Raw genomic sequence first — 13,726 nt, 5'->3', positions numbered from 1 at the left:
ACATTATGGCATCTAGTGCATCAAAAATTACCTATATTTGGGAAGGAACCGACAATAAAGGCAACCGCAGCAAAGGGGAAATAAATGCCCGAAGTGATGCCCTTGTTAAAGCAGAACTGAGGCGTCAAGGGATTCGCCCTCTTAAGGTTAAGAAAAAGCCTCAAGCACTTTTTGGTAGCATGGGTCAAAAACCAATTGTTCCTAAAGATATCGCGGTTTTCAGCCGTCAATTAGCAACCATGATGGCGTCCGGCATTCCATTAGTACAATCTTTTGATATTATTGGCAAAGGACACGAAAAGCCTGCCATGCAAGATATGCTTGCCAACATTAAATCAGACATTGAGGGTGGGTCAACACTCGCTGAAAGTTTAGGAAAATACCCGTTTCAATTCGATGAGCTATTTTGTAATTTAGTAGAAGCTGGCGAACATGCCGGTATTCTCGAAGATTTACTAGTCAAAATTGCTGAATATAAAGAAAAAACAGAAAGCTTAAAAGCTAAAATCAAAAAAGCCCTTACCTATCCTATTTCAGTATTAGTAGTGGCCGTTGTTGTTACCGCAATCTTATTGATTTTTGTGGTGCCTCAGTTTGAAAGCTTATTTAGCGGCTTTGGTGCAGATTTACCGGCGTTTACACAAATGGTCGTCGAACTGTCTCGTTTTATGCAAGAGTGGTGGTGGGCTGTCTTTGGCATAATGGGCGGTGTTGTATTTATTCTAATGCAAGTTAAAAAACGTTCACGTAAATTTAACCACCTGCTCGATAGAATGATACTGAAAATGCCAATTATTGGCGACATCATGAACAAAGCAGCCATTGCTCGTTATGCTAGAACGTTGTCCACCATGTCTGCTGCTGGCGTACCCTTAGTAGAAGCACTAGAGTCTGTTTCAGGGGCAACCGGAAACATTGTTTACTCTGAAGCCGTTTTACAAATGAGAGAACAAGTGGCGACCGGCATCCAATTACAACAAGCTATGAAAAATGTAGGCCTTTTCCCTCATATGGTTGTGCAAATGGTCGCTATTGGCGAAGAAGCAGGCTCGGTCGAAAGCATGCTTGGTAAAGTGGCTGATTTTTATGAAGAAGAGGTCGACAACGCTGTGGATTCCTTATCTAGCCTTATTGAACCCTTAATTATGGCTATTCTCGGTATCTTAGTGGGTGGTTTAATTGTTGCCATGTACCTGCCTATCTTTATGTTAGGGTCTGTTTTTTAATAATACACCCAACGGCTTAACCGTCTTACATGAGCATTATCCAAGCGCTTGAACAAAGCCCCTTTTTATTCTATTTAACCGTTTGCTTACTAGGGCTTCTGGTTGGTAGCTTTCTTAATGTTGTCGCCTATCGGCTACCCATCATGTTACAAAATGCTTGGCGCCAAGAATGCCTCGCCTTTCTTGAGCAAGAAGATACAAATAATCCTTCACCAGCGGTCTTTAATTTATCGCAACCGCGTTCACGCTGCCCTTCTTGCCAACACCCTATTAGCGCACTCGAAAACATTCCCGTTTTGAGCTACTTATTTCTACAAGGGCGATGTAAAAACTGCCAACAAGCTATCTCAATTAGATACCCCGCCGTCGAGTTAATCACTGCTCTTTTGTCGCTTCTCATTGCCGTACAGTTTGGCGTGTCGTTACAAATGTGCGTCGCTTTATTATTTACCTGGGCGTTAATCTGCCTAACATTGATAGACCTTGACACTCAACTATTGCCCGACTCTATCACCCTTCCACTTTTATGGTTTGCCTTATCCATCAGCCTATTTGAAATTTTCATAACACCTAAAACCGCACTCATCGGCGCACTTGCCGGTTACCTTAGCCTTTGGTCAGTTTTTTGGTTATTTAAATTAATCACCGGTAAAGAAGGGATGGGCTACGGTGACTTTAAGCTACTTGCCGCTATTGGCGCTTTATTGGGCTGGAAAATGTTACCTCTGGTCATTATGTTATCTGCTTTAGCTGGTGCAATCATTGGAATAACACTCATCATTATTCACGGACGAGATAAGAACATACCCATACCATTTGGCCCCTATTTATCTATTGCCGCGTTTATTGCGTTGATCTGGGGCGAAAAAATTAACCTAACTTACCTCCAGTTTGTCGGCTTATAACATCGTATGTTAACCATTGGTTTAACGGGGGGTATTGGCTGTGGCAAATCGACTGTCACCCAATTGTTCGAAAAAAGAAACGTCCCCGTGGTGGATGCAGATATTATCTCCCACACCATTGTACAATCAGGACAACCCGCCCTCCTCCAGCTGCAACAAGCCTTTGGGGATTCCATTCTTTTACCGAGTGGTGCACTAAATAGGGACTACTTACGTGATTTAATTTTTAACAACCCCAGCAAAAAAGAAACCTTAGAGTCCATACTCCACCCCATTATTTACAAAACCATGTACCAAACCTTGGCTAGCTTTGACTATCCTTATGGTATTTTAAGTATTCCTCTTCTACTAGAAACCAAGCACCAATCAAACATTGACCGCATCTTGGTCATTGATTGCCCAGAAGCCACCCAAATTAAACGCGTTAAAGCACGCGATCAACTGAGTGATTCTATGATTAGCTCAATTATGAACGCTCAATGTACCCGCGCATTCCGCCTCAGTCAGGCTGATGATATTATCACCAATGTTGGGTCATTAAATAGTTTAGAAAAAAAAGTAGAGCAGCTACATAACTTCTACTTAGAAATGAGCGCTGGAAAAACCAAATAATATCCTGCAAAATAACCGTTTTAGGATTTATCTATTACTTGTGTCTGAACAGATCACTTACGAACTACCTCTTAGTGAACGTATCCGCACCTTTTTGCGGCTAGAGGATTTATTCGAGCAAATGTTACACTTTTCTCAACATGACGGAGAATGGCAAAACAGAGCTGAGCTGAGTTGTTTACTTGATATTCTTGCCATCTCAAGCAGAACAGACCTAAGAAATGAAATTACAAAAGAAATTGAACGACACACAAAGTGCCTTGTCATTTTTGCTAAAAACCCAAAAGTAGACCGCGAAAAACTAGAGCAAAGCATTGACCAACTCAATTCATTAAACCGCCAGCTTTTAACATCTAGCGGAAGAATTGATCAGGTCTTAGGGCAGGTTGACTTATTAAAGTGCTTATCACAGCGCAACAGTATCCCTGGTGGTACCTGCGATTTTGACCTGCCAGCTTACCATTTTTGGCTTAATAAGCCATTAAGCGTTCGTCGCGAGCAGATACAAAACTGGACCGCTCATCTCACACCAATTCGGCAATCTATCTCGCTATTACTGCAATTTATTCGCTATAGCGCCATGCCGACCGAAAAAATTGCACGTGCTGGTTATTACCAACAAAGCTTAGATACTAACCATCCGGTTCATTTACTTCGGGTTTCTTTAAACCTTTCCTCTGAGTATTTTGCTGAAATCAGTGGTGGTAAGCACCGCTTTACAGTCCGCTTTATGTTGCCCCTTGAAACAGAAAGACCCAGTCAAATAGATGAAGACATTCGTTTTACATTAAGTATCTGCCAACTCTAAAATGAAAACACAAACCGTTAACTGCCCCACTTGCCGCAAAGCCGTGCCTTGGAATAAAACCTCAACCTTTAAACCTTTTTGCAGTGAGCGCTGTAAATTAATTGATCTAGGGGAATGGGCTTCAGAAAAACATGCAATTGCTGGAGAAAAAGCACACCCAGCTGAGGACGATCAACTGTTCGAACATTAAGCTTTGACTGTTACCTGCCAAATGCTCTTATACCAGCCACACCATAAGCACCATTTGACAGCGCTTTATCTAGCGTTTCTGGCCCCACACCCCCTAGAGCAAAAACAGGTAGCGGCACAGCCTCACTTAACGACTTAAACTGCGACCAGCCTAAAGGCTTCATGCCTATATGCGTTTGTGTTGCACATACAGGTGATAACACGGCAAATAATACGCCCAGTTCCTTTGCTGCTTTTAGTTCTTGTTCATTATGGCAAGAGGCGGCCAGCAAAACACCTTTCAGTGAACTGGCTTTATTTTTCATGGCTAGCACCTCGTTAGCACTTAAATGTATCGCCTCAGCATTCATCTCTAATGCATCAGTCATACTGCTATTAATAAATAAACGAACATTGTTACGTTTACAAAGAGTCATCGCTTGCTCAGCTAAGTGTTTAAAGCCACTCTTATTAAGCGACTTTGCTCGCCATTGAATCATCGTATACCCGCCTGATATTAAGGCCTTTAAATGGCTTAACATCTCTTCTTCTCCGCCTATTGACTCATCAACAATTGGATAATACCGAGGTAAATTCAACGCATCGATGATCGCCTTGTTTGCTGCAGGAAATGAGCTTTTGTCTAACGAATCGATCGCAAGCCATTTAATCGGTTGACCTTCCATTCCACATGCCTTGCCTTGAAAGCTTTCAACCAGGTACACCTCAAGCAACACACCTATATCGTTATAATCGTGCTTCACCTGTATAAAGGGAACTGCCGTTAACACCTCTATATTCAACTCTTCTAGTAGCTCCCTTTTTAACGCGTCTTCAGTCTTTTCGCCTTCTTCGACTTTACCACCCGGAAATTCCCACAAGCCACCTTGATGCGCCTTCTTAGAGCGCTTACTAATCAGCACCTCATTGTATTGATTTTTTATAACCCCGACCGCTACCTTTAACATCTGTATATCAATACTATGTCTAATACTTTATGAGCGGTACTCAGCATTTATTTTGACGTAATCGTAAGATAAATCGCAGGTTAATACACGGGATGAACAGTCTCCTTGAGCCAGACAAATACGAACACAAATTTCATCTTGATTCATAATCTTTTGCCCCTGCTCTTCAGTATAGTCAGCTGAACGCTTACCGGCCTTAACAATACAAATATCATTTAAGTAAATTGAAACCGCATCAACATTTATTGTTGCTATGTTCGCTCTACCTACGGCGGCTAGAATCCTCCCCCAATTAGGGTCTGAGGCAAAAAAGGCGGTTTTCACTAATGGTGAATGCGCAACCGTATAAGCCACTTCCTTTGCATCACTTGCTGTATAAGCTTGTTCAACCTGAACGTTTATTAGTTTTGTAGCGCCCTCTCCATCTCTTACGATTGCTTCGGCCAAATAACTACACAGCTGTTTTAATGCTGCTAAAAACACTGGGTACCGTTTATCACTTTGCGTCTCAATCGGCTCTATATCAGCCGCTGCGGTTGCCATTAACACGACAGCATCGTTTGTTGACGTATCACCATCTACCGAAATACTGTTAAAAGACACATCCACGGCCTCCTTCAGCATAACCTCGAGGATTTTTCTGCCAATCGGCATGTCAGTCGCAACATAAGATAGCATCGTCGCCATATCTGGCCTTATCATGCCTGAGCCTTTTGCAATGCCCGTTATGGTGACCTCTGTGTCATCCAACTGCAATGTACGAGAGCAGCCTTTTTCACAGGTATCGGTTGTCATAATGGCTACAGCCGCTTTTTGCCAATGCTGTTCGCTTAAGGTATCTACTGCCGTTTGCAAACCACCTACAAGCTTGTCTACTGGTAACGGTTCACCAATCACTCCTGTTGAAAACGGTAATACCTGTGTTTCTTTAGCATTCACCTTGCTTGCAAGTTCTGCACAGCATGTTTGCGCTGTCAACAAACCTGCGTCGCCCAAACCAGCATTTGCATTGCCTGAATTAATCAGTAGATAACGTGAAGAGTCTTCGGCTAAATGTTTTTTAGCCACTGTAACGGGCGCTGCACAAAATTTATTTTTTGTAAAAACAGCCGCAACCTGTGTTTGCGCAGTCAGTTCAAATAGCGTTAGGTCGTCACGTTCAGTTTGTGAAATACCCGCTGATGCGGTGCCAATGCGAACACCTGATATTGCTTTTAATTCTAAAGGGACAGTTCCGCCTACAGGCATGATTAAGCTCCTAATAAACAGTTATAGTTATAAAGTTAAGTAGCCCTTAGACTATAAAAAGCCACCTTACTCAAAGCGCTTAACGTAGCCTCACAGCTTGCCGTGGCACTGTTTAAATTTCTTGCCAGAACCGCATGGGCAAGGGTCATTCCGGCCAATTTTTTTATCCGAACGTTTAAAAGGCTGTGCCTTGTCGGCTTGCTCATCGTTCTTTTCTTCACCTAAGGCATTTGCATCATCATGCTTGTATTCCATGGTTTGATGAATACGACGTTGCTCATCAACGGCTTGAACATCTTCTTCTGCACGAACTTGGACCTTTGTTACCAACTGAACAACATCTCTTTTTAATGTATCTAATAGCGATGTGAAGAGCTCAAAGGCCTCGCGTCTATATTCCTGTTTCGGATCTTTTTGTGCATAACCACGTAGATGAATACCCTGTCTTAAATGTTCCATCGCACCTAAGTGATCCCTCCACAACGAATCTAATGTTTGCAGCATCACCGATTTTTCAAAGTGCCGAAGCACCTCTGCACCTGCTAATATTTCTTTTTTTGCATAGTCATCGCTGATTGTTTTTAGGATTAGCTCGCGCAGACTGTCTTCATGCAAGCTATCATCTGTATCTAATAGCTCTTGAATATTAAGCTTGCAGGAGAACTCATCCTCAAGAGCAGCCTGTAAGCCTGCAATATCCCATTGCTCTTCGATTGATTGTGCTGGAATATACACATCAATTAATTGGTTAACGACATCTTCACGTATAGAAACAATAGTATCGGCAATATCTGATGCCTCCATAATTTCATTACGTTGATCATAAATCACTCGACGTTGATCATTCGCCACATCATCGTATTGAAGAAGTTGCTTACGAATATCGAAGTTATGCCCTTCTACTTTACGTTGAGCATTTTCAATCGCTTTACTCACCCAAGGGTGCTCAATCGACTCACCTTTTTCTAAACCCAGTTTTTGCATCAAACCAGATACACGTTCTGAGGCAAAAATTCGCATTAAGCTGTCTTCTAACGATAAGTAAAAACGACTTGCACCAGGGTCACCTTGACGCCCGGACCGGCCCCTTAGCTGATTATCTATCCGGCGCGACTCATGCCTTTCTGTACCAATCACACGGAGACCACCGGCATCTAGTACTGCCTGATGCTTTTTTTGCCATGCTTCAGATGACTCGTCGTCACTCTTGCCACCCAAAACAATATCGGTCCCCCGTCCGGCCATATTAGTCGCAATAGTGACCGCCCCTAAAGCACCGGCATTGGCAATAATTTGTGCTTCACGTTCATGCTGTTTAGCATTAAGCACCTCATGAGGCACCTTCTTCTTGGTTAGGCTGGACGATATATATTCAGAAACTTCAATAGAGGTTGTACCCACTAATACTGGCTGCTTTCGTTGGTAGCAATCTTCGATATCCTCAATAACCGCTTCGTATTTTTCTTTCGCCGTTAAATAAATAAGGTCCCCGGCGTCTTCACGCGCCATCCCACGGTGTGTTGGGATAACAATAACTTCCAAACCATAAATTTGTTGAAACTCAAATGCTTCGGTGTCTGCAGTACCGGTCATTCCCGATAATTTGTCATACATCCTAAAATAATTTTGGAATGTAATAGACGCCATCGTTTGATTTTCACTTTGAATTTTAACGCCTTCTTTTGCCTCTACTGCTTGATGAAGCCCCTCGCCCCAGCGCCGGCCCGGCATTGTTCTTCCAGTAAACTCATCAACAATAACCACTTGACCATTTTGAATAATGTAATCGACATCTTTGTGATACAGCGCACTGGCTCGTAATGCAGCATATACATGATGCATCAACCCAATATTAGTGGCATCGTATAGGCTTTCATTTTCACTTAATAGGCCGCTACTGGTCAGTAGTTCTTCAATTTTTTCATGGCCTAACTCTGTCAAAAAGACTTGTTTCGACTTCTCATCAACGGTGTACTCACCACCCTCTTGCGACTCAACCTCTTCTGTAAGGTCTTTTACCAACTCGTTAAGCTTGATATATAAATCACTTTTATCATCTGTTGGGCCTGAAATAATCAATGGTGTTCTTGCTTCATCAATTAAGATTGAATCAACCTCATCAACGATCGCGTAATGCAGCTCACGTTGAACCTTGTCTTCGACACCAAATGCCATATTGTCTCGAAGGTAATCAAAGCCAAACTCATTATTAGTGCCGTATGTAATATCTGCTGCATAGGCTTCGCGTCGCTGTTCAGGGCTCATCGAATTGACGATCACACCCGTTGTCATGCCTAAGAAAGCGAACAACTGCCCCATCCATTGTGAATCACGTTCAGCCAAGTAATCATTCACTGTCACCATATGAACGCCCTTACCGGGCAATGCATTCAAATAGGCTGATAACGTGGCAACCAGTGTTTTACCTTCACCGGTTTTCATTTCGGCGATGCGTCCATCATGAAGCACCATCCCGCCAATTAGCTGTACATCAAAATGACGCATGCCTAAGGCGCGAACACCAGCTTCTCTAACCACTGCAAACGCTTCAACGATTAATGAGTCGAGTGTTTCACCTTGTTCAAGTCGAGCACGAAATTCATCCGTTTTCGCTTTCAACTCAGTGTCACTTAAGGCACTGATTGATGCTTCAATCTCATTAATTTTTTTAACGGTTTTTTGTTTTGCTTTTACCAACCGATCATTACGACTACCAAAAACTTTCTTTACGATATTTGAAATCATTACAAATAAACTTTAGTGTGAAACGAAAAACCAAATGATACCGCATATGGTTCACTGAAACCTGCTTTTTAAGCCCATTCAAGCCCTATTCATAACGCTTTAAATCAGAATGTAAAAGGACGTAGGAGTAAGTACTGCCTTAGCTTGAAGAATACAGGTATTTACGGGGATTCACCTTCTTACCGTTGCGCATTACTTCAAAGTGAACATGTGGCCCGGTAGAATGACCCGTTGACCCCATTTTAGCGATAACATCATTTTGTTTAACGACATCGCCTAATTTGACCACTATTTCCTTATTATGCCCATAGCGGGTGACGTACCCTGAGCCATGGTCAATTTCAATTAAATAACCATAACCGCCTTTTTTCCCCGCGTAGGTCACCAAGCCAGATGCAGCGGCTAAAACACTGGTCCCTGTCTTGCCCGCAATATCGACACCATGGTGAAATTTTTTCTTGCCAGTAAATGGATCTGCTCGGTAACCGTAATACGATGACAACCATCCTTTTGCGACTGGTAACCCTGCTGGGCGAACCTCTTTAGACAACTCTTTATTTGCCGAAAAAACACCCAATAACGTTAATTGTTTTTCGCGTAAAGATAACTGTTTATCGAGTACTTGAATATCATGCAGCAATTGGTTTTCTGTAAAACTTTCTGCTGAGTCCGGCAAATCTGCACTGCCGATGGCTGGTAATTCGTCAAAATTAAATTCTGACGCCGTTAAATTAGCCTTCTTAACAAGGTGTTCACCAACCGCATTCAGCCTCGTCAATTGTGCTTGCATTTGCCCAACTCGTAAGGCAAGGTTATCCAGCGTATTTTGAGTTTTCTCGCGCACTCTTTCCAGCTCTATTCGCTGGGTTAATAACTCTTGAGATACCTTCCCTGATTGTTCGGTTAACCTAACTTCAGTCACCGATGGCATATACCAATAAACTGCTAGTAATAAAACAAAGCTACCAAGTAACCCATAGATAACTTTTTGCTGGATCGCAGAAAAGTTGATGGTTTTCTTTTTACCTTTTGTTAACAGTATAATTTGCATATTATTTATTTTTTATCTTAACAACATATGTTTAAACAACCTTTCAAAAACAACAGGTCATCCTTGAATGGTTTACAGCATATTCAGCAAAGCTTGCATCAACAAAAAACACTTCTGCGTCTTGTTCAACGATCAATAACTGAAGATTTGGCAGCTCATTGTTTGCATGTCACCGCCAGTAAAAACACGGTAATCTTATTCACCGACTCTTCTGTCTGGGCTTCAAAACTACTGTATCTACGTCAACCTATTCTAAACGCCTTATCAAATTACTTTGGTGAACGGGTTCGTACTTTAAAGGTTAAAGTGCTATCTAAGCACACAGCAAAAACACCGCTTTTGCCTAAATCGCCATCCAGTCATACATTGAAGTGTCTTACAGAAGCCAACGATTCAGAACAGGCAGACTCGTTAACCCATTCCATGAATAAACTCATCAAGACACTACAAAAAAACAAGCTATCTTAGTTTAAACACCCGCAGGTAGTGGTTCTATATATGAAATAGGGAATTGGTCATCTTCTTCAAACGTTACTTCTTCCCAAGCATCCTCTTGAACCAACAACTCTCTTAATAACTTATTATTAAGCTCGTGCCCCGATTTATGGCCATGAAACTCACCAATCAAGCTATGCCCTAGTAAGTATAGGTCACCAATAGCGTCCAAAATTTTGTGTTTCACAAATTCATCTTCGTAACGCAAGCCATCTTCATTTAAGACTCTAAAATCATCGACGACAATGGCATTATCCATGCTTCCACCCAACGCTAAGTTGCGTTGACGTAACATTTCAATATCCTTCATAAAACCAAAGGTACGTGCACGGCTTATCTCTTTAACGAATGAAGTTGAAGAAAAATCAATAATCGCCTCTTGTGTACGCGATTTAAATACTGGGTGATCAAACTCAATACTAAACCCGACCTTAAAGCCTTCAAAAGGGACAAAGCTCGCCCACTTATCGCCATCCTCTACTCGGACTTCTTTTTTGATGCGAATATAGCGTTTCGCTGCGTTTTGTTCTTCTATACCAGCCGATTGTAGTAAAAAGACAAACGGGCCTGCACTGCCATCCATGATCGGCACCTCAGCAGCACTTAAATCAATGTAAATATTATCAATACCCAATCCAGCAATGGCCGACAACAAGTGTTCAACAGTAGAGACTCGTACGTCACCTTGTATCAAGGTGGTTGATAATTGTGTGTCACCTACATTTTCTGCTTTTGCTGGAATAACGACTGCTTCGTCAAAATCTATTCTGCGAAAAACAATACCGGCATTGACGCCTGCAGGGCGCAACGTTAAATAAACCTTTTCGCCACTGTGTAAACCAACACCCGTAGCACGAATCACGTTTTTCAGCGTTCGTTGTTTAATCATTTAAAACTCCCAAGCAGATAAATTCAATTTATTTTTATTGTCATTATTGCGGGATATTAACACATTTTGCAATTTAACAATAAGCCATGCATTGCCACGTACTCAGTTATTTTACCGCCCTCAACACATTTCAATATCCAAGGGCGGTTCACGGTCTCAACTAATCGGCTTGCCTTCTTAAAAACGCAGGTATATCCAAATAAGCAGGGTCTAAGGTATTATCTATACCACTGGTTTTTTGATCCGCCATTTCCGCTTTTCCATCACGCATGATTGTTGGAATATCAAAATCCTCTTCCTTCAGGTCAGCCGTTTTAATGGCTTCTCTTTTCACTTGAACAATCGGCGTTGGTTCTTCAGCCACTTTTGCCTTGCCACCTAAACCAGTTGCAACAACAGTTACTCGCATTTCGTCTGACAAATCAGGATCAATAACCGTACCGACAACGACATTCGCATCATCCGATGCAAAATCTCTAATCGCTTGACCGACCTCTTCAAATTCACCTATAGACATATCTAATCCAGCCGTGATATTCACTAAAATACCGCGAGCGCCTTGTACATTGATATCTTCTAACAAGGGGCTGTGAATGGCCGCTTCTGCAGCTTCGCGTGCTCTAGATTCTCCTTTTGCATTACCTGTTCCCATCATCGCATCACCCATTTCTGACATAACAGTTCTAACGTCAGCAAAGTCGACATTAATCAAGCCAGGGCAGGTTATTAATTCTGCAATCCCTTGTACAGCGCCTAGCAAAACATCATTCGCCGCTTTAAAGGCATTTAGCAGACTCATTTCTTTGCCCAGTACGTGCAATAACTTTTCATTCGGAATAGTAATTAATGAATCAACGTGAAGTGCTAATTCCTCTATCCCTTGTTCTGCCAATAACATTCTTTTTTTGCCTTCAAATGGGAAAGGCTTAGTCACTACAGCTACTGTTAAGATACCCATTTCTTTTGCTATTTCGGCCACTATTGGCGCAGCACCTGTCCCTGTTCCACCACCCATTCCTGCTGTGATAAAGACCATATCAGAACCGACGATTACTTCTTGAATTCGCTCTCTATCTTCAATCGCTGCTTGACGGCCCACTTCAGGGTTCGCGCCTGCACCCAAGCCTTTTGTACTATTATTACCTAACTGCAATACCGTTTTAGCTGGTGTGTCTTTTAGAGCTTGCGCATCTGTGTTGGCGCAAATAAATTCCACACCATCTATTGCACTATTAACCATGTGATTCACGGCATTGCCACCGCCACCGCCAACACCAATGACTTTAATTACTGCATTTTGTGTATGTGCATCCATTAATTCAAACATATCAATTCCCCTATCTTGTTAATCTAAATACTAAAGTCTCTATTTATCGTTAAAAATTACCTTGAAACCAGCTCTTCATCTTTTCCCACATAGCTTCAAAACCATTTTTCACCTCTCCACCACTTGCCACACTATTTTGCTGCCCAAACAACAACAACCCAACACTGGTTGCATATATCGGATTACGAACCACCTCGCTTAAACCAGACACATACTGCGGATAACCCAGGCGAACAGGCATGTGGAATACCTCTTCTGCCAATTCAACCAATCCCTCTACCTTTGCACTGCCGCCCGTTAGCACAATCCCTGCGGCAACAATGTCCTCGTAGCCCGAGCGCCTCAGCTCAGCCTGTACAAGCATCATTAATTCCTCATAGCGAGGCTCAATAATTTCAGCCAAATTTCCACGTGAAATTTTTCGTGCCGGCCGATCGCCTATGCTTGGCACATCAATCATTTCGTCCTCTTGAACTAATTGAGTCAGCGCACATGCATATTTCAACTTAATTTCATCGGCATGCTGGGTAGGCGTCCGTAATGCAACAGCGATATCATTAGTAACTTGGTCTCCGGCAATTGGAATAACCGCGGTGTGGCGAATAAAGCCATCACAAAAAACTGCAATATCCGTCGTGCCACCACCAATATCAACCAAACAAACGCCCAGTTCTTTTTCATCATCCGTGAGCACCGAACTGCTCGATGCAAGCTGCTCTAAAATGATATCGCCTACTTCTAAACCACAACGCCTTACACATTTAATAATATTCTGCGCTGCACTCACTGCGCCGGTCACAATATGTACTTTTGCTTCCAGCCTGATGCCCGCCATTCCAACAGGCTCTTTAATGCCCTCTTGTCCATCGATAATGAATTCTTGTGGCATGATGTGAAGAATCTTTTGATCCGCAGGAATAACCACTGCCCTTGCCGCATCAATCACTCTCTCTATGTCTGATGGAATCACTTCGCTTTCTTTAATACCCACCACACCACTGGAGTTCAAGCTACTGATGTGACTGCCTGCTATCCCCACAAATACTGAGTGAATTTGACACCCCGCCATCAACTCAGCCTCTTCTACAGCGCGTTGAATTGAATGCACTGTAGACTCGAGGTTAACCACCACACCTTTTTTCAAACCTCGCGAACTATTGGTTCCGATACCGATGACATCAATCGTTCCATCTGGGGTTATTTCCCCCACAATGGCCGCCACTTTAGATGTACCTATATCTAAACCAACAATTAAATTCTTATCACTGTTTTTCTTCATTGTTC

The 13,726-nt window shown here is 42.4% G+C and carries 13 protein-coding genes; 6 read left to right on the top strand and 7 right to left on the bottom strand.

What is annotated here, in order from left to right; all coding sequences use genetic code 11:
* Positions 1 to 5 precede the first annotated feature (5 nt).
* From KUG63_RS04805 to yacG, 5 genes are read left to right on the top strand one after another with little or no spacing between them, the layout of a single operon-like run.
* Positions 6 to 1,226, top strand: a complete 1,221-nt coding sequence (locus tag KUG63_RS04805) for a type II secretion system F family protein (protein ID WP_287554255.1) — start codon at positions 6 to 8, stop codon at positions 1,224 to 1,226.
* Positions 1,227 to 1,255: 29 nt separating this feature from the next.
* The gene (locus KUG63_RS04800) at positions 1,256 to 2,131 is read left to right on the top strand and encodes a prepilin peptidase (RefSeq protein WP_287554254.1); all 876 of its coding nucleotides are present in this window, start codon (positions 1,256 to 1,258) and stop codon (positions 2,129 to 2,131) included.
* Between the two features lie 6 nt (positions 2,132 to 2,137).
* Positions 2,138 to 2,743, top strand: a complete 606-nt coding sequence (gene coaE, locus KUG63_RS04795) for a dephospho-CoA kinase (protein WP_020933067.1) — start codon at positions 2,138 to 2,140, stop codon at positions 2,741 to 2,743.
* A gap of 40 nt (positions 2,744 to 2,783) precedes the next feature.
* Positions 2,784 to 3,551: a cell division protein ZapD gene (gene zapD / locus KUG63_RS04790; RefSeq protein WP_238538349.1), complete on the top strand. Its 768-nt coding sequence runs from the start codon at positions 2,784 to 2,786 to the stop codon at positions 3,549 to 3,551.
* A 1-nt stretch (position 3,552) separates the two neighbouring features.
* A complete protein-coding gene (gene yacG / locus KUG63_RS04785) occupies positions 3,553 to 3,741 on the top strand; it encodes a DNA gyrase inhibitor YacG (protein WP_015005190.1) in 189 nt (62 codons plus the stop codon).
* Between the two features lie 10 nt (positions 3,742 to 3,751).
* Here the strand turns inward: yacG and KUG63_RS04780 are convergent, their stop codons facing one another.
* The 4 genes from KUG63_RS04780 to KUG63_RS04765 all read right to left on the bottom strand — a co-directional run bounded on the left by KUG63_RS04780 (position 3,752) and on the right by KUG63_RS04765 (position 9,731).
* A complete protein-coding gene (locus KUG63_RS04780; RefSeq protein ID WP_287554251.1) occupies positions 3,752 to 4,687 on the bottom strand; it encodes a Nudix family hydrolase in 936 nt (311 codons plus the stop codon).
* Between the two features lie 27 nt (positions 4,688 to 4,714).
* Entirely contained in the window at positions 4,715 to 5,935 is a 1,221-nt protein-coding gene (gene argJ / locus KUG63_RS04775) for a bifunctional glutamate N-acetyltransferase/amino-acid acetyltransferase ArgJ (RefSeq protein ID WP_287554249.1), read from the bottom strand.
* 90 nt (positions 5,936 to 6,025) lie between these two features.
* Complete coding sequence (secA, locus tag KUG63_RS04770) at positions 6,026 to 8,680, bottom strand: preprotein translocase subunit SecA (protein WP_287554247.1); 2,655 nt, start codon at positions 8,678 to 8,680, stop codon at positions 6,026 to 6,028.
* Positions 8,681 to 8,819: 139 nt separating this feature from the next.
* Positions 8,820 to 9,731, bottom strand: coding sequence for a M23 family metallopeptidase (locus tag KUG63_RS04765; protein ID WP_015005186.1), 912 nt, complete (start codon positions 9,729 to 9,731; stop codon positions 8,820 to 8,822).
* A gap of 63 nt (positions 9,732 to 9,794) precedes the next feature.
* Between KUG63_RS04765 and KUG63_RS04760 the strand changes: the two genes are divergently transcribed.
* A complete protein-coding gene (locus tag KUG63_RS04760; RefSeq protein ID WP_015005185.1) occupies positions 9,795 to 10,199 on the top strand; it encodes a DciA family protein in 405 nt (134 codons plus the stop codon).
* Position 10,200: 1 nt separating this feature from the next.
* Here KUG63_RS04760 and lpxC read toward each other — a convergent pair whose 3' ends face one another.
* From lpxC to ftsA, 3 genes are all read right to left on the bottom strand, one after another.
* Positions 10,201 to 11,115: a UDP-3-O-acyl-N-acetylglucosamine deacetylase gene (gene lpxC, locus KUG63_RS04755; protein ID WP_016390939.1), complete on the bottom strand. Its 915-nt coding sequence runs from the start codon at positions 11,113 to 11,115 to the stop codon at positions 10,201 to 10,203.
* Between the two features lie 160 nt (positions 11,116 to 11,275).
* Complete coding sequence (ftsZ, locus tag KUG63_RS04750) at positions 11,276 to 12,442, bottom strand: cell division protein FtsZ (RefSeq protein ID WP_015005183.1); 1,167 nt, start codon at positions 12,440 to 12,442, stop codon at positions 11,276 to 11,278.
* A 49-nt stretch (positions 12,443 to 12,491) separates the two neighbouring features.
* A complete protein-coding gene (gene ftsA, locus KUG63_RS04745; protein ID WP_015005182.1) occupies positions 12,492 to 13,721 on the bottom strand; it encodes a cell division protein FtsA in 1,230 nt (409 codons plus the stop codon).
* Between the last annotated feature and the right edge of the window lie 5 nt (positions 13,722 to 13,726).

Source organism: Cycloclasticus sp. (genome assembly GCF_019090545.1).
Classification (GTDB): domain Bacteria; phylum Pseudomonadota; class Gammaproteobacteria; order Methylococcales; family Cycloclasticaceae; genus Cycloclasticus; species Cycloclasticus pugetii.
Note: the sequence above shows the minus strand (reverse complement) of the source record. Positions and strands in the feature narration are given on the sequence as shown.